The organism is Oceanipulchritudo coccoides (genome assembly GCF_010500615.1).
Taxonomy (GTDB): domain Bacteria; phylum Verrucomicrobiota; class Verrucomicrobiia; order Opitutales; family Oceanipulchritudinaceae; genus Oceanipulchritudo; species Oceanipulchritudo coccoides.
In genome coordinates, this window is the sequence record NZ_JAAGNX010000002.1 from 337,178 (window position 1) to 355,794 (window position 18,617).

At 54.2% G+C, this 18,617-nt stretch carries 8 protein-coding genes and 1 tRNA gene; 6 read left to right on the top strand and 3 right to left on the bottom strand.

What is annotated here, in order from left to right; translation table 11 throughout:
- The first annotated feature begins 10 nt into the window (after positions 1-10).
- From G0Q06_RS07080 to G0Q06_RS07090, 3 genes are all read left to right on the top strand, one after another.
- Positions 11-1,522: an SLC13 family permease gene (locus tag G0Q06_RS07080; protein WP_163963898.1), complete on the top strand. Its 1,512-nt coding sequence runs from the start codon at positions 11-13 to the stop codon at positions 1,520-1,522.
- Between the two features lie 68 nt (positions 1,523-1,590).
- Positions 1,591-1,664: transfer RNA gene (locus tag G0Q06_RS07085), tRNA-Gly, on the top strand.
- Between the two features lie 320 nt (positions 1,665-1,984).
- A complete protein-coding gene (locus G0Q06_RS07090) occupies positions 1,985-5,557 on the top strand; it encodes a polysaccharide lyase family 7 protein (protein WP_163963900.1) in 3,573 nt (1,190 codons plus the stop codon).
- Positions 5,558-5,853: 296 nt separating this feature from the next.
- Here the strand turns inward: G0Q06_RS07090 and bamJ are convergent, their stop codons facing one another.
- Together bamJ and G0Q06_RS07100 are read right to left on the bottom strand one after the other, a co-directional pair.
- Positions 5,854-6,678 carry a BamJ family beta-barrel-assembly machinery protein gene (bamJ, locus tag G0Q06_RS07095; RefSeq protein ID WP_238710393.1) on the bottom strand — a complete coding sequence of 275 codons (825 nt, stop codon included), beginning with the start codon at positions 6,676-6,678 and terminating at the stop codon, positions 5,854-5,856.
- Positions 6,679-6,697: 19 nt separating this feature from the next.
- Entirely contained in the window at positions 6,698-12,550 is a 5,853-nt protein-coding gene (locus tag G0Q06_RS07100; protein WP_163963901.1) for a hypothetical protein, read from the bottom strand.
- 380 nt (positions 12,551-12,930) lie between these two features.
- On the opposite strand from G0Q06_RS07100, the gene G0Q06_RS07105 reads away from it, so the two are divergent.
- From G0Q06_RS07105 to G0Q06_RS07115, 3 genes are all read left to right on the top strand, one after another.
- Entirely contained in the window at positions 12,931-15,507 is a 2,577-nt protein-coding gene (locus tag G0Q06_RS07105; RefSeq protein WP_163963904.1) for a M6 family metalloprotease domain-containing protein, read from the top strand.
- Positions 15,508-15,667: 160 nt separating this feature from the next.
- Positions 15,668-16,828 (top strand): AAA family ATPase, encoded by a 1,161-nt coding sequence (locus G0Q06_RS07110; protein WP_163963906.1) that lies wholly within the window; start codon positions 15,668-15,670, stop codon positions 16,826-16,828.
- Positions 16,829-16,876: 48 nt separating this feature from the next.
- Positions 16,877-18,016, top strand: coding sequence for a tetratricopeptide repeat protein (locus tag G0Q06_RS07115; protein WP_163963908.1), 1,140 nt, complete (start codon positions 16,877-16,879; stop codon positions 18,014-18,016).
- 5 nt (positions 18,017-18,021) lie between these two features.
- Here G0Q06_RS07115 and G0Q06_RS07120 read toward each other — a convergent pair whose 3' ends face one another.
- Positions 18,022-18,366: a helix-turn-helix domain-containing protein gene (locus G0Q06_RS07120; RefSeq protein WP_163963910.1), complete on the bottom strand. Its 345-nt coding sequence runs from the start codon at positions 18,364-18,366 to the stop codon at positions 18,022-18,024.
- Positions 18,367-18,617: the final 251 nt, after the last annotated feature.

Sequence of the window (18,617 nt, forward strand, 5' to 3'; positions counted from 1 at the left end):
GGAAGAAAGTATGTCGAATTTGCCATGGAAACGAATCGGTCTGGTGTTGGCCCTCACGGTGTTTGCGGGGCTTTTCCTATTTTATAATCCGGTTCCGGATCGCCCCGAAGTGGGAAAAATGGCGGCTATTGCCGCCTTCATGGCAATCCTCTGGATTACCGAGGCCATTCCCCTCGCAGCCACCGCATTGATGCCGATTGTCCTCTTTCCGCTCGCTGGAATTCTCGACAGCGGTTCGATCGCCAAGGACTACGTGAATTCCATTATATTCCTCTTCATTGGTGGCTTTCTTATTGCCCTCTCAATGGAGCGCTGGAACCTCCACCGGCGGATTGCCCTCAATATTATCTACGTTATCGGACGGCGGGCGGACTTGCTGATTCTCGGCTTCATGGTCGCCTGTGGATTCCTTTCGATGTGGATATCCAACACCGCCACCGCCGTGATGATGTTGCCTGTGGGGCTGGCAGTGGTCTCCAAGATGGAAGAGGAGTTCGGGAAGGAACGGTCGCATCCACTCACCCTCGCCTTGATGCTGGGCATTGCCTACGGGTGTACGATCGGCGGGGTCTCCACGCTGGTCGGAACACCCCCAAACCTGGCCTTCATCCGGATAATCCAGGAACTGTTCCCGGAGGCACCGCCCATCACGTTTGGAAACTGGATCATAATGGGCGTTCCCTATTCAATTGTCCTCTTGCTCACGACATGGTTCCTCCTCACGCACGTGCTTTGCCGTTTTGACAAATCCCTGCGACTGGACCGCTCCATCATCCGGTCTGAACTGAAGCAGCTCGGCCCCATGCGCTTTGAGGAAAAAGCTGTTTTAGTGGTTTTTGCCTGCACCGTGTTTCTCTGGACCTTTCGCCGCGATCTGGACCTCGGCATCTTCACTTTACCCGGTTGGTCCAGCCTGTGGGCTGGCTTTGACCGGATTGACGACGGGACCATTGCCATTGCCATGGCCCTGGTCCTGTTCCTGGTCCCCGCCCGCCAACGTGAAAAGGCCAACCGAATCCTCGATACCGATGTTTTTGGCCGGCTCCCATGGGGCATTATCCTCCTCTTCGGGGGGGGCTTCGCGCTTGCCTCCGGATTTGCCTCAAGCGGGCTGTCCCTGCATATCGGTGAATCCTTCCGCGCCCTCGGGAATATTCCCATTCCCATCCTCCTGCTGGTCATCTGCCTCAGCGTCACCTTTCTCACGGAACTCACCTCCAATGTGGCTACCATTACCATGCTCCTGCCCATCCTCGTCTCATGGGCCGCCAGTATGGGCGTGCATCCACTCCTCTTCGCCATCCCCGCCACCATTTCGGCCTCCATGGCCTTCATGATGCCGGTTGCCACGCCCCCCAATGCCGTTGTCTTCGGCAGCCAGCGGATCCGCATCATTGAAATGGCGCGAACCGGTATTGTCCTCAACCTCTTTGCCGTCGGCCTCACCCTCCTCGCCGTCTACATCTTCTTCCCCGCTGTCACCGGTGCCGCCTTTGGCGATTTTCCCAGCTGGGCCAAGTAAGCCTCGACTAAAATCCGTCTTGACCTCTCCCGTTCCAGAGGCCTTATTCCCATCCTTTGTCGACTCAAGCGGGCGTAGTTTAATGGTAGAACTCCAGCCTTCCAAGCTGGTCGTGGGAGTTCGATTCTCCCCGCCCGCACCATCCTTCGCCCTGCGGGCTTCGGATGGCGAGCCATTCGAAACCAAGCCGCATCAAACCTGAGGATGCGGCTTTTTTGCGCCCGGATTTATGACAGTGCACCACAAAGGGGGCGACTCAACAGAATCTTACACCCTCCTTTTGCTAATTGATACTTATTAATTTCTTTCATTTTTCCCTTGCCCCGGAAATCCAGACCCACTAATTAATAATTATTATTAATAACAATTTATGTTTCACCCCGGTCGCTGTTATCCTCTGAAGCTCATTAGCGGCCTAATTGGGGTGTTTCATCCTGAGCACTAACCCCAAACGTTACCATCATGATCACAAAACGACATATCACAGCCACTTTGGCTGCCCTGCTGGCTGTACCGGCATTCGTCTCTGCGGTTGCGCCATCCACGGAATCCAAATTCCTCGATGCGCTCGCAGCGTCTAAATTGCAATATCCCGATAGTTCAACTGCCGCGGATACGGCGGCACTCCTTGCCGGGTACGATCAGCCTTACTTCACGCTCCAAGACACGGACAAGATGGCGTTTACGCACGATATAGCTGACCAACGGGTGGAGCTGAGAAATTTGCAAAACTGGATTGTTAACACCGGTGTCCGGACTGCCCATGCTAACTTGTCGGTAATATCGCAGGTCGGTGAGCAAGTGACAGTGATGCAGATTCACGATGATGCAAATGTGGGGAGCGGGCCGAATTTGCCTCTGGTGCGCATCTACCGACTTCTTTCAACCGGGCACATTTGGGCAGTTTACAAGACGGATGCAACGGGTACCGTCAACGCGCAAGTCGATCTTGGACTGATGCCTCTTGGTACTTATTTTGACTGTGACATCGTCGTGAACAACGGGAATATGGAAGTCCTGATCGACAGTGTAAGTAAGCTTTCGGTAGATGTTTCCTATTGGACCTATCCAAGCTACTGGAAAGCGGGTCTCTACCTTCAGGATGCTGGTGCGGCCACTGTTCGTTTCAACGAACTTACGTGGACGACGAGTGCTATGCCGGAAATCGTCAATGATGACTTCGCTGATGGCAATCGCGCCAATACGGGTGCCTTGCAGGCTGACTGGTGGTCCTCCAGCAGCACAAGTGGTAGTTCAATCGAAGCTTATGTCGGACAACTAGGCCTTATTACGGGCACCTCGGGTCGTGGAATACATGGCACGTTTGCTCCACAGCCGCTAGATGTTGGCGGTTCCTTAACGGCAACGATGACCTTTACCACTCCCGCAACCGTTGGCACTGCCAAGGAAGCGTCTTTCAAATTCGCGATTATGGCCTTTAATGATAGTGGGTTGGCTGACGACCTATCCTCTTCATCGAGCTCTGTTAATCCGCTCTACGTTGGCCTGCCGGGCTACATGATTGATTTTGACGTCAATACGGGCGCAACAGCCAATATCAATATCAGCGAGCACGATTTACTTGATCCCCAGGGACGATTCCTGGGAACGACCAGCGAGTGGGACGCAATCAGCAGTAGCTCTGGCTTTGGCTACACTTTCTCCCCGGCGACCGAGTATGTCGTTGTTATCACCGTAACGAGATTGACGACAGACGGTCTGGGTATAACCGCTTTGTTGAGCACTGGCGGTTCGCCAATTGCCAGCTACACGGCGAGTGATATAGACGGAACCATCGCGAACAACTTCGGTATGTTGGGAGTCTGGGCAAATTCCAACACCTTCGGTAGCACAACAACCGCAGGCGCGGCCGAAGACAATGGCATCACCTTCTCGAATATCACAATTCAAGCTGAAGGTATTTTAGTCGGCAATCAGGCACCGACCTTCACCACCGATCCAATTACTGAAACCAATGCCACTCAGGATCTTAACTACTCCGGCAATACTTTGGCCGATTACGCTACAGATTTTGAAAACGACCCACTGACCTTCACGTTAGTCTCCAGTTCTGGTCCCGGTACAGCCTGGTTGGTCGTTGATCCTAGCGGAGCATTGTCCGGAACGCCAAATGCAGCCAATCTTGGTCTGCATACCTATACGGTTCAGGTAGCTGACGCGGGTGGTAGCAATACGGCCACTTTGAATATCACAGTAGCCCCCAATCAGGCACCGACCTTCACCTCCGATCCAATTACGAAATTGGATGCCACTGAGGGTGTTGACTACAGCGGCAATACCTTGGCCGATGACGCTACAGATTTTGAAAACGACTCACTGACCTTCACGAAAGTCTCCAGTTCCGGTCCCGGTCCAGACTGGTTGGTCGTTGATCCTAACGGGGCATTGTCCGGAACGCCAACGGTAGCCAATATTGGTCTGCATACCTATACGGTTCAGGTAGCTGATGCGTTGGGTAGCGATACGGCTACTTTGAATATCACAGTGGTTTCATCGTTCACAGGCGGAACGCTCGTTGACGACAGTTTTGCGGATGGCAATCGCGCCAATACGGGCGCCTTGGAGGCCGACTGGTGGTCTTCAAGCAGCACAAGTGGTAATTCCATCGAAGCTTACGTCGGAGAGCTAGGCCTTATTTCGGGCACCTCGGGTCGCGGAATTCATGGCACGTTTGCTCCGCAGACGCTTGCTGTTGGCGATTCCTTAACTGCCACGATGAGCTTTACGACTCCGGTAACCGTCGGGAGCGGCAAGAGCACGGCGCTCAAGTTTGCGCTAATGGACTTCAATAATCCTGGATTGGCTGACGACTTGTCCTCTTCATCGAGCTCTTCTAATCCGCTTTATGTTGGCCTGCCCGGCTATATGATTGATCTTGACGTCAATACGGGCGCTACGGCCAATATCACGGTCAGGGAGCACAATGTAGCGTCCACGCTGGGACGATTCCTGGGAACGACCTCTGAGTGGGACTCAATCAGTAATAGCTCTTCTGATGGCTATACTTTTAACGCAACGACGGATTATGTCGTTGTAATAACAGTTACGAGAACGGGTAGCGGCATTCTGGAAATTTTCGCTTCGTTAAGCCTCGCAAGCGGCGGCGCGCCACTTGCTACACATACGGCGAGTGATTTGGACGGCACCATTGCGAATACTTTCGGTATGTTGGGAGCCTGGGTGAATTCCAGCACCTTCGGTAGCACAACATCCTCTGGAGCGACTGCAGACAATGGCATCACCTTCACCAACATCAAAGTTGAAACAGCGCTTAATACATCCGGAAATACCCCGCCAGTTGCCTCTGACAACAGCGGATCTGTTGATGAAAACGCGGCAATTGGTGACGATGTCCTTACTGTAACCGCTACCGATGACGGTAGTATCAGCGGTTACGAAATCATCGATGGCAACACCGGTGGAGCTTTCTCAATTGATAGCAGCGGTCTCATTGAAGTCGCCGCGCCGCTCGATTTCGACGCGACTTCATCCTACACCCTGACGGTCTCTGTCAGTGACGACGGCACCCCGGCACTCAAGGATTTTGCCGAAGTGACGATTACGGTCAATGATGTCGTGACCAATCAGGATATCATTTCCGCATTCCTCTCGGATGCAGGAGGCCCCTTTCCGGGTGAAACTGATCTCGCGATCATCGGGGACGGCGCAGATCCTGATGGCGATGGCCACCTCAACTTCATGGAAGTATGGCAAGGCACCGATGCCGGCACGATTGACTCACCGGTGCCCCTGATTCTTGAGGAGCACGAAGTGTCCACAATCGTCCGCGGCAGTGTGGTCATCGAGACGGATTCCGCACAGGATGATGCGCTTGATGTTGTCGTCGAAGCCAGCTTCGACCTTACAAACTGGCGCGACATCTCCGCAAACCGGGTGGTCGAATCAGACGTTGGAGGTGTTCGCACCCTCCGTTTCTACGATTCTGATCCATTGGGCAGCAATCCCTTCTTCATCCGGTTCAGCATCGATCCGGACGCAGTGCCTGCCCCATAGACCTTACCAGTACGCTGTTGCTCCTGACTTTGGAGCAACAGTGCCTCCCAGGTATCAATTTAGAGCTCATGGAGATTGTCTCCATGAGCTCTTTTGGTTCCGGTCCGGGAGTTATTCACCGGCAAGACTTCAGCCCTCCACGATTCGATGCAACTGGAACCCTACGATATCCTGTGGTTGAGTCCGGATTGATGCGTCAGGCGATCCCTCCGGCCGCGATCAATTATTCGGACGACGCCATCGGATAGTTTGTCTTACGGAGCTTCGCATGGCCGGTTATTACCCGCCAAGCGGGCTCACTCCTCCTCGATGGCAATCAATTCAATCTCGAAAATGAGTGCGGAATTGCCTGGGATGCCGCCGGTCTGCTCAGCGCCATATCCGAGGGCTGGCGGGACGGTGATTTTCCACTTTTCGCCAATAGACATCAACTGGAGTGCCTCGGCCCAACCGGAGATGACCCCAGCCACAGGAATCGTGAGCGGCTCGCCCCGCTGGACAGAACTATCAAAAACTGTCCCGTTGATGAGTGTCCCGTGATAATGGACCTTCACCTTGTCAGTAGTGGTCGGTTTACGAGCCTCGGGATTTTCGCTTGGATCGAGGACTTCATATTGCAGGCCTGAAGCGGTGACGGTCACGTCCGGGCGCACGGCGTTTTTCTCAAGAAACGCGACCGACGTTGCCAGGTTGGCCTCGCTCTGGGCCTTTGCCTCTGAAGCGACCCGGCTATCCAGTTCGGAAAATGCAGCTCTCAATGTAGCTTCGTCAAGTTGTGGAGCCACGGATGCGAGCCCGTCCTTCAGGCCCGCAAAGAGGGCGTCCAGATCGGCCTTAACAACGCCTTGGCGAGCGATATTGGCACCCATCCCGTATCCCATTCCATAGCTGGCCTGCTGGTCGACTGTCTCGAAACCGGCAGCGGTGGTTGCGGCCTCTTTTGCGGGAGACAAATCGGCCTCTATCGAAGAGACAACCTCAACCGGGGTTGAAGCGACCTCTTCCTCCGGTTTGCTGCAGGACGTGAACAAGGGAATGAGACTGGCCAGTACGGCCCAATGACTAAGTTTTAATAATTGCATGGATTGGTGAATATTCGGGTCAAAGCGCTTGGAATTCATGGAGCTTTTTAGTTTGAGGTTAATCTCCTTCAACGCTGATCAACTCCATGAAAAAGCTGTAAGGATTGGCCTCTGTTGGTGCCGGGATAGGGTCTGCGCTCACCCCATTCTGTTCCCATTCCCAGCTCGATGTATTCGGATCGTCGATAACCGGGAGTGGTTCGATGAAGGTCACCTTGAGTATTCCATATTGGCCTATTTCGAGTAAACCAGCATGCACGGCAGCCCGTCCGAGACCGGAGAAACCACCGTAGACATACAGGCCCTCGTTGTCACCGGTGATATACGCTTGGACCGTTCCTTCACTACACCCGGAAGTTCGAAAATACAGCTCCTTGCCGAAGACCACCTCATAGCTCGGCGTTATATTATCTTGAATCAGGTCCTCTGGTTGGAGGTTATTCATGGAACCACAACCGTTCCTGTTGAGCGGATTCTCCGGAACCAAACCGGGATCAATATTATATAGAGAGGCCGTCACGCGGAAATAAACCGAGCCCGGGGGAATTGGGAAAGTGGATTGCAGAATCACGCGTTCCATGCCCTGCTGAAATTCGGAAGGAACGATATCCGTAATAAGCATGCCGGCGGGATACCACTTCTTGAGATCCCGAGTGTAATAGGGAATGTAAGCGGCACCCGTGCCCGAGGGACGTTCATAACTGAGCTCATAGTACGCACCTGCTTCGTCCGCATCGATTAACCGATACGCTTGCCTTCCAGGGAACATCCCGTTGCCGCCGTTGTAGCCAAAGAGGAAATCATAAACATTGTTGATGCCATCGTTGTCGAAATCACGCATTGGATCCGACAGGAAACTTGTCGGGGAACGGTCGAAGCCCTCGGCAACTGCCCAGTCTTCATACTCGATGAATCCGCCAGCCGGAACAACTTGGATCCCGAGTCCGCTCAGAATGCCGCCGTCGTTGGCTTCCTTCGGCTTTAGGCGAACTACCTCAAGGCGCGAATTCATGGGCAACCAGTTGGATGGCAGGGAACCCCCGTTCCACCGGAAATCAACAATGCTTTCGCCGCTTATTCTGCTGTTTTGATTGGGATTCATTATGGGCCACGTATCACCGATATCCGGTTTGGATTCAGCCACCTCACCGATGAAATCGATCACCAGGTTGTTATTAAAATTCACCCTGGCAGATTGGATTTTCCCAAACTGGTTCTCTGCTGGACGGGCGGAGATTTCCAAAACCAGCTCCCCGCCATTGATCACCAGATCAGGCGTGCTGAGGGTGGCCCCCGGACCCACACGGGTGGAGGATCCCGACCCGTTCTGGGTGTAGTCGGTGGAGCTGAATCTGGTGGTTTTGCCAAGAACATTCACTGCCGCCGTATTAGTAAAATTCCCGAACCCGATATTGGGGGAATTGTCGATGCCGTCACCACTCAGGGTAAGCCGGCCGGCATTGAAGCTGAGGTTATTCGAGAGCGCGGGAAATTGAACAGCGCCCCCGTGGATCGTAACATCGACATTCGGGTCGATAGCCGTAATGGCAATTCCACTACCGAGAGTGACAATCACCTTCTCCTGGATGAATATCTCCTGTCCTGTGAAATCCGTCTCGTTCGTGTCAATAAGCGGCGACTCCACCCGGAGGGTTGTCCCGGAACGGAAAGACCCTCCATTCAAACCAATGACGTTCGCACCGGATTCAGCGGTAAAATCACCACCGATAATCTGGTAGTTGCCGATCGCACTGATCAGTTCCCCACCGGAGAGAACCACCGTTTCGGTATCCGCGCCGGTCTGAATGTAGCGTTCTCCGACGGACAAAACGCTGCCTGCCTCAATGATTATTCTTCCACGGTTGATCAAATCCCCTGCGGTCAAACTCCCGGGCTCACCTCCCGGAAAGTCGGCGCCTTCAAGCAGTTCAAGGACACCGCCATTTTGTTGTAGCGAATCGAGGGCGGGAAACGCAGCCTCAGCGCCGCGAAGAATCACGTGCGCTGGATTACCGAGGGAGAGCACCTTACTCAGGTCGTCCTCGATCGTTACCGGATCCGGTTCAAAGCCCTCATCGGCCGAACCAAAGTTTGTGCTGGTGCGCAAGGCGTTGGCGCCCGTCCCGATGAAGGTGGCGCCATCAATAAGCAAGGTTCCTGCAATATCCCAGGTACCGCCGACCAGTAATTCGCCCGTGGCATTGGCCATCCCGGGTTGACGCTTGGCTACTTCCGACGCATCCGGATCAGCGGTCCTGCCCACGTTCTCCCGGATCTGGAGAACTGCGCTGGAATTCACCTGAACCGTTCCGTTGTTTGCAAATAACATGGTCTCCGTAAACTCCGCCTCACCGAATATCTCGAGCGTTCCGTGGTTGGTCAGGTAGGCTCCCTTGAAGAGGGTAGTTTCCCCTCCACTGATTCTCAGTGTTCCCGACTGGGGGTTTATTGAGGTCGTGCTAAAATCGCCAATCTGGAATACGGATCCGTCAAAGTTTGAAATCGTGGAGCTCACCAGCCCCCCATTCGACATCCCGAAAAATCCACCAATGACATCTGCATCATAGAAATTGATCCGGCTCTCAAAGCCCGTGGCGAGAAACCCGCCTCTGGATATTGAGGTAAATCCAGATCCCGGTTTCCAGTCGGAGAGTAACTGCTGACCATACCATGTAGTTCCATTCCCACTACCTGAGGAAATACCAATATAACCACCACCTGAGGCATTGAGAAAACCGGTTTGCTCCACTTCCTCGAACTGAACAAAGACGGAGGCGTTATTGCCGACAGCCCGGATAAGCCCGTCGGGCCGGTTTTCAAGACGGGCTCCCTTGACCTGCAGGGTTGCGCCTGTCTCACCGATAAGCTCACCACTATTGATAAAAAGGGCGGCTGAGGAGATCAGTTTATCACCATTACCACTTCCGCCGCTGGCAATAAATGCTCCCAGGTTAGTGGTTTTTGAGTCACCACCGACGCCATACCGATCCATGGCAATGCCGATACCAGAAATTTCGTTTTCATTGATGAAGGTGAAGGGTTGGCCGCCGGGATATCCCCTCAAGCTCATGCCGTTGTCCAGGTTAAGCGTACCCGTTCCTGAGAGAATAGCATCCTGCCTGTCCAAACGCAGATAAGAATTATCCGTATTCGCTGAAGAAGCCGCATTCAAAGTTATTGTTCCGCTGTTGGTAATGGCGCCACCATTCACCGTCAGGTTGACAGGGTCAAAACCCGCGAATTGATAAATATCCAGTCGCCCGGATGATCCAACATTAAGCGAGGCGATTTCAACTGACTGGTAAAGAAACGGGTAAGGCGTGACATCAATAGTCGCGTCGCTGCCGGTTCCCAGTGCCCCGGGATAGGAATCATCCGCATTGGGATCATTGGGGTTTTGTTCATAGAGGATGAGCTCGAGCCAATTGGTATACGGGTTGGCGACATCTCCACCAATGAAGTTCCAGTATCGATAATTGCCAAAACCGTTATTTCCACCTTCCAGACCTTGTGGGTTCCACAGGAAACTCGGTGGACCTGCCGCCTGTAGTTCAAATTTAATGACACCGGGAGTATTTCCAGCGATCGACGTAGCGCTCTCCAGGACGGCTTCACTGTCGTCATCATTCAAATCCGCGATTGGCCATGGATCCAACTGATCCTCAAGGGCCGCAAAGGATGAGGGGGAAAGAAGGGTCGATGCCAATTCGTCTTCAACCCTATCACCGGTAGAATCAAAAATGCGAATGTTGAGCACCCCGCCACTCCTGTAAACAATTACCAATGCACAACCGTCTGAGGGAAGCGGATCCGTGTCGGTATCGACCAAAAGAAGGTCGTAACGGGAAATATCCTGAGGGAGTTCATACTCCGTTCGCGCTTCAGCGCTGGCAATTTCGGACGGATCACCATCGAAGACTGTAAACTCGCCTGCCTTGAAGACGTGTTCTCCTTGAATCAGTGGCCCAAAGCGCAACTCACCCACGCGATCAATCGATGCACCTGCTCCCAACGCGGCATATTTGACGCGTCCGAGAAACGGCGAGGAAACCGTTGTCTTCAGTTTTGGACGCAGGGCGTAGATAATCGTTACCGCAACCGGATCCGTGTTTTTTAAGACAACTCCAGGGAGTGGAGAGGGGCCTTCATTGGTCAGGTGGACCGTTTTTGCAGGGAACTTGCTCCGGTAGCTCCCACTGACCTCCACACCATCAACGATAACCGTGGCATTTGCGCCCACCGTACCCGGCTGCATAAAGAGAATATCCGTCACCACGAGATCCCATGTCATTTCAAAGTCCGTCTTTAATTGGACTGCTGGGCCAAGGTTCAGCGATGCCAAGGTGTAATCCCAGGACACGGGTCCCTGCGAGCCTGAATCCGACAGCGAGGGAAAGGTGGGGGGAAGGAGAATGTCGGAAACCAGTTTGGCGACATCGATGCTGATGGACAGCATGTCTTCAGCTCCCGTGCTCTTCAGGCTTTTGGCGGTGTTGAATTCCGCACTCAGGGCGATCCGATGCGTGCCGATGCCCAAATCTGCAATGGCGACGGGCGCGGCCCCGTTTGTTGTGGAAAGTTGAAAAACCAAACCACCCTGACTCGCATTCGTCACATAGTAAACACATCCACGGCTGAGTCCTCCGGGCAACTTGCCGGCGCTGGATATTCTCACTTTGCTCCCATTGCGGAAACCCGGAGGCGACAAGATCGCGACCGTGTCATTGAGCGGATTAACCGTGAATGATTTTTCTTCACCGTTGATTGAGGCGGTGCGCGAATCGGTTCCAACGGTCGGGGCATTGATGGAAATGGTCCCGTAGTTTCCGAAAGTCGGGGCCTCGGGCTTGTTCGTCTCCACAAGCGAGATTGAATGCTCGCCCGAACCAACGCTGCTTATGGCGATCCCCAATCCGCCGCTCCTCGTCGCCAGTTGAAACTCGATTTGTGACGCCCCTGCCGACTTGAGATTGGTGACAAAATATATCTTCGAGCTACTCAGTCCCCCGGGAAGTGAGCCGGTGGACGATACTTTGACCTGTTGTTCATTACTCAGCCGATGAACTCCACTCACGACAAGGGTGTTGGTTTCGGAATTTACCGCAAATGTCTTGGTGAAATTGGTTCCAGTTGATGGCGCAAATTCAAGGTAGGGTTTATCGACAAACTCAAAGCGGTTGTTTGCCGTTACATTGAGCATGCGAAAGGTGTTGTCATCGTTTCGATTGAACGAAGCCAGCTCCACACTGCAATAAGCCTCGGCATCCAATGCGGGGTCACAGCGCACACTTTCCTTGAACATCCGATAACCTCCTACCGATGGTATGCGGGGATCGCAGGTATCAAAACTGAAATCGATTGCATCGATACAGCCGAACACACAGGCAGTCGCCTTCAGGTGGGCTCCCAAATCAAAAATGAGATCCGCATAAGCTTTCCCAAGAGGAGGAAATGTCGTCGTGAAATGCGAGTCGGGCAGCAGGCCTTCATCCACGACCAACCGAATGGGAAATTCCGTCGGATACCGGTCAGGTACCGTAATACTCGGTTTGAAGGCCAGGTCGAAATCCGCATTGCCACCAAAGCACATGCCCACTTCCAGACCCAGGGCTGCCTTGACCCCCGCCGACACTTCGCCCCCAAATTCAAGGGAGGTAAACAACAGGTCGATGCTGACCCGCTTTCCCACCCGTTCGGATTCGTCTACGGCAAGCACGTATTGCTTGAATACATTTAAATTTCCCGCCGGAAAAAGGGGTTGGCCCTCGTCCGGCGAAAAGCGCGTGACTTCTCCCGTCGTCGTTTCCGCCGATACATTGGGAATGATTCCCGACAGGAGAACCGCACCCATCAGGATCGGCACACGGGAAGCAAGAAAATTGGAAAGGAGGAAAGGAACGCTAAAACGCATGATTTGGCTTTCTTTGTGGAGGTTTCACCAACAAAGAAAAATCACCGTTGAAGAGAGCTGGAGAAGCGACATGACCGCATGAACCAACCCGAGGTTTCCTTATGGCAACTATAAAAAAACCTTATGCTGCGGCGGGGTCAATTAAATTGGCCCGGCCCTCCCCCTATCCGGCAAATGTCTTTTCACGTCTTGCCACTTGAATTTGGTGTATGCCGATGTCATAAGGTGCCAAAATGATTGAGCCAATGAAGGATCCCATCCAAATCGAAGCCCTCCATTCCCCGTCCGGGGTGGGCAACCCTTACTCTAAACGAAAACAGGCCATGGCAATAAGTCAGAGAATTACACACTTATTGACTGAATCTAACGCTCTGTGGTTGGTGGGGCTGATAGCCTTCCTCCCGGTTGGGCTGATGGCCTTGCAGCCACCGGATGCAGAGCAATGGGAGCAGCTGCAGGCGAGCGGCAATCTGGAGCGGCGACAGGCATCGGCCATGCGCTACGGAAACGACCGTCCCGAGCAGGATTTGGTACGGCGGGCAATCGAACTGAGGGCGGAAGCAGTTGTGGCTCACGGAGGCGGCTATGCTGAGCTGTCCCGACAACTACCGTCGACTTGGGACGGGGTTCCGCCGATTGGGGAGGCAAATGTCCTCGTATTCCTGATGGATTTTGCTGACCACCGGGCAGAGACGAAATTCCCCGGGCTGACGCGGACGCGTATAGACGCCAACATATTTGGCAACGGGACCGTTGAGGCCCAGCCCTACACTCCCCGTGAAAGCATGCGCAACTTCTACCAGCGCGCCTCAAACAATCTCTTGCAAATCAAGGGTCAGACCTACGGGTGGTATAATTTCCCATTAACTCAGGAGAGCTACAAATCGATGGACTCGGATGATGATATCGAGACGAACTGGTCGATGGCCCGGGAGGTCCTTTTGGCGTACGATGCCCTGATCGATTATTCGGAGTACGACAATGATGGCGACGGGTATGTCGATGCACTGAACTTCATCTGGAGCGGGGAGATTGGCGAATGGTCGAGCTTCTGGTGGGGATACCGGTGGAGTTTCTATAATGATGCTGCCCGGGACTTTATCCTCGATGGGGTTCGCTTCAGTGATTTTTCCTGGCAATGGGTAGAAACACGGGAAGAGGTGCCAAACGACTACGATCCAAGGGTGATTATTCATGAGTTTGGGCATCTGTTGGGCCTGCCGGATCTATACGACTATGAACCAGAGGTGGGCCCGGAAGGTGGAGCCGGAGGCGGCTGTGTGATGGATTCAAGCAGAAGCGGCAATTTCAATGCCTATTTTCGTTGGTTGCTGGGCTGGATCGAGCCGGAAGTCCATACCGTCGGCGACGAAGCGATAGTCAGCGTAACGCCATCCGGTGCGCTGAACTCGGAAAACCCTGCTCTTGTGGTTTACTTTGAGACACCGGACGGTGGGGTTGTTGATCCCTTTGCCCCTTTTTCGGAAATGTTGCTGGTGGAAAACCGCCAGGCAGTCGGCAATGATGGCGGGATTGCGACTGTGCCCACCGACGGGCTGTTTCTTTGGCACATTCACGGCGCACTCAATGAGAACAACAACGGGTTCCTGTTTAACAACTCGCGGACCGAACACAAAATGATGCGCCTGATCCAGCGGGATGGGCTGGAAGAAGTTGAGCAACTCGGAGCGAATATTGATGAAGGGGACCTGTTTGGCCCCGGCGACACTTTTTCACCATGGTCGGAACCAGCAAGCGCAACGTATGCCTATGCGCCGTCAAGGCTGGTCCTGGACAGCATTACGCGTTCCCCGAACGGCAACATGGGAATGCGGCTGGGTGCTTACACGGGCCCGCTTGTACGGGTCAGCCCGAGCCATCTTCAATTGAGAACCGGCCCCGGCCTGGACCATCCGCCAACAGCGTTTACCTTTTACAGTGAGTCCTATGAGGGCAGCCTGTCGCTCGGCGCGGCCCAGCTTCTGGCCAATGCCAGTTCGCCGGGAAGTATCGACATCCCGCTGGATGGAGAGACCGCACAATATATTGCCTGGGATACGGCCGACAAGCCGCTGCATATGACGCGTGAACGGATTGTCTTCACGCCTTCATCCGGCTCCGCCCCACCCGTTTCGATTCCGGTGCAGCTTCAAGTCCGGATCCCGCTGGAGGACGCGCTTTCGTTCTGGGATGGTTACTGGGACACCGGCCGCCACCGCCCATGGTATGGGCAGGAAGCCGTGACCTGGACGCCGCCATTCGCGGCTGCTTCGGGGAAAGTTGACGATGACCGACAGGCTTACCTGAGTGGCTGGGTACGCGGACCCGGAACGGTTTCGTTTTATATCAAGACCTCCACTGAACCGGAGCTGGATGAAGTGCGGTTCCAAGTGGATGGAGTGACGCGCCTGCGGCTGTCAGGGGAACAGGACTGGCGCCGGTACAGCTATTACACCGGGGAAAGCGGCTGGGTTCAAGTCCGCTGGGTCTACAGCAAGAGCGAGGAGGGGAGCGCCGGGCAGGATCAGGTCTGGGTGGATGACTTTCAATTTAATCCTGACTACATGACATGGTTTGAATCCGTAGCCGGGGACAATGGTTTTGCCCCTGATCACACCGCGAAGCCGTTTAATGATGACCGGACCCTGCTCGAGCATTTCGCCTTTGCCCCGGACCCGGGAAACACCACACAGCTTTTTGCCGATGTCATGTGGCCGCAATTTGAGGTGATTGCGGACGAGGCATATCCTGTTGTCCGGATGAGTTTCGCCTCACCGCATTACGGGGCCAGATACACGCCCCAAGCCTCAGCCGATGGAAACCGTTGGTTCACCCTGATCCACGGGGAAGAAGGTGTGGAATTCAATAATGTCGAATGGAGCACAAGCGATATCGGGACCGTTGATATCCCCGCCCACGCATACCAGTTCTACCGCTTGCTCCTGATCGAGCGATGACCTGCTTGATCTTGGAAGGGAAAAGGGGCCCTTCAGCCGGGAATCCTTTATCGGTATGAACTTTAAATAAATACAGGGTTTTTGCTTTACTTCGATAAACTTTATATGGATAAAGGATTCGATGCCCAGTGCAAAGAAGAAGCCATCTACGGGAGGAGCCGTGAAAAACCCTTTCCGCTATGAATTCATTGAAGAGGATCCCGAGCTGATCAACCGGGTAAAGGAGCGCGAACGAATCCGTGAAGCACTCCTTGAGCGGGGCTCGCGCCTGTTGGTGCAGGGCCGGCGCCGGATGGGGAAGACAACGGTCTGCAAGGCCGTGGTCAACGAATTGAGGCGCGAGAAGCATGCCGTGATGCTGGTGGATTTCTCAACAGCCACCCAGCTCGCCGACCTGTCGAATGCCTTGCTGCGGGGAATCACAGCCTCACTTGGCAAGAGCTGGCAGGACTATGCGACGGACCTGATGAAGTCCCTCAGCCTGCAACTTGAGACAGAGGCGGATCCACAGACCGGGGCCATTAAATTGCGACTGAAGCCATCCGCCCGGAAGGCGCCACTGGATGAACAACGGGGAACTTTCATCGGCATCCTGAACCGCGCCAATGCATTGGCCAAAAAGAAAAAGATCCATCTGGGAATTGTCATTGATGAATTTCAGGAGCTTGGACGCTTTGAGGAAGAGGCGACTTTGTGGAACCTTCGCGGGGAGATCCAGCACCACGCGAACTTGAGCTATGTCTTCACGGGCTCACGGGCCCACCTGATCAAAATGCTGATGTCGAGCGACCGGGCCTTCTACAAGATGTTCCGCGTTCTTAACTTTGAATCGATCGAGATTGGGGAAATGCGGACCTGGCTGGCAAAGCGCTTTCGGGATCACAAGATCAAGGCTGAACCTTTGTTGGATGATCTTCTAGCCCTGTCCGAGACCTGTACCGTCGACCGTCTTCGACTGGCGGCGATGTGTTTCCCGATGGCCCTTCGGGCGGGTGAGTTGACGGAAGAAATTATCCAGACCGCACATGCCGGGATCATTGAGGAGGACAAAGCCTTCTTCCATAGTGATTGGCAGCAATTGACAGCCCACCAGCAGAATGTGCTCCGCGCCCTGGCGGAGGGGGAGACCAAGTTGACCAGTGAATCGGTACGTGATCGTTACAGTCTGCCCACCAGCGGAAGCGTGACGAATACTCTCAAATCCCTGTTTGAGCGCGGCATTCTCTACGAACTGGAAATGGCTCCCGGCTATGCTTTCGATAATCCGTATTTCAGGCACTGGGTGCACCTGCGCAACCGGGACGACCTGGGCCTTGGTTGAGTAAAGAGCGCCCTTGTCACCAATGGGGGCACCCCGTATGGTCCATTCATGCGAATTAATGTCATTTTGCTGATTGGTGCCGCCTTGGCTTATTCGACTGCTTTGGCAGGTGGCCTGGGCATCGAGGGCTTGAAGGCTGACGCCGCTGAAGGAGACATTGGCGCGCAGATTGAGCTGGCGGACAAATATCTGCGTGGACAGGAGGTCCCACTGGATATGGAAGAGGGGGCCAAGCTCCTGAAAGTCGCTGCCGCCAAGGGCGATTCGGTGGCCCAATACCGCCTTGGAACGCTCTATCGCCGCGGTTGGGGGGTTCCTGAAGATAAGAAACTGGCCTTTCGCTGGTATTTAAAAGCGGCCCAGCAGGATAACCCGTCAGCCTGCTACGCTGTCGGAAGCGCTTACCGCGAAGGGGCAGGCGTCCGGCAGGACTTCAGGCGGGCGGTCTACTGGTTCGAGAAAGCGTCGGAGATGGACGTCACAATTGCCCGGATCATTCTGGCTTCGCTGTATTTGGAAGCACCGGGAGTCGGGCGGAACTACAAGCGCATCATCGAATTGCTACAGCCGTTGGCGCGAAACGGCGATATCTATGCTCTTGCAAAAATAGGCCAGCTCTACGAGTCCGGCCAAGGCTTTCAGAAAAACCACGCCCTTGCGGCAAATGCCTACAGGAAAGCGCTGGCCCACGAAGTGCCCTCGGGAGGTCAATCTGCCGAAGGGAAAGACCTGTACCGGATGACGACGCAGGCTCAGCTTGAGGCAACAAATAATCTCGGGCAGCTCTACTTGCGTGGACTTGGCGTGAAAGTCGATTTCAAGCAGGCCGCACAGCTTTTTTCTACGGCGGCCCGCAAGGGATATTCCGAGGCACGGGTCAATCTGGCGCGCATGTATCTTGTCGGTCAGGGAGTTGAACAAAGCAAGGACCGGGCAATTCTCCTTCTGAATCAGGCCGCCACCCAGGGCAACGCCGTGGCCCACCATGAGCTCGGATTACTGTATCTGGGTGATGGGAAAAAGCCGGAGAACCTGGCCATGGCCTATGTCCACCTGAACCTTGCCAAATCCCTCGGGGCCAAGGTGAAACCGGAGCACCTGGGTCGTGTGAAGCGCATGCTTGCCCCCAACCAGCGCATGGTGCTCGACAAGCACATTGATTCGCTCAGGGAAAAGATGCCGGATTAGGTGTTTCAGGGAAGCGTGTCCGCATTGTCCTCTTCCTCAGCCACCTGAAGTTCCTCCTCCGCTTCGAAATCACGATAGGCGGGGAGCTTTGAGGGGTCCTGATAGGCCAGGCTGAACAAGCGAACCGGGTTGATGCGCAAGGCCGCCGCGAAGTACAGGAATTCCAAGTCACTCAGGGTACGTTCCTGATTTTCAATTCGGCTGATCGCCGAGCGGTCAATGGAGAGCCCCATTTCCGATATGATTTCAGCAAGGTCGGATTGTGTCAGGCGAAGTTTTGATTCCTCCCGGGCCCGCCTCAGCGCAGGCCCAAGGACATTTTTTGCCCCCTTCCGAATGCTGATCCTCATAACGCCTTTTCCAAGGGTCTATTCTAGCAGAGTCCGGCAGGTTGTCCGGTGCGATTATCACACAATCGTGTGTGCTCAGCACACATTTTGCCCCCCCCGAAGCCAATCCCCCGCGAAGTCTCCAGAAACCCCTTATTATTTTTAATCTGCTATATTAGCCCGGAAATTAAATTGTCTCTGGAGCCCCCATGAAGGCCTTTACCTTGCCTCACAAGGGGTGAATTGATACGCTCGTTTAAACGATGGCAGCA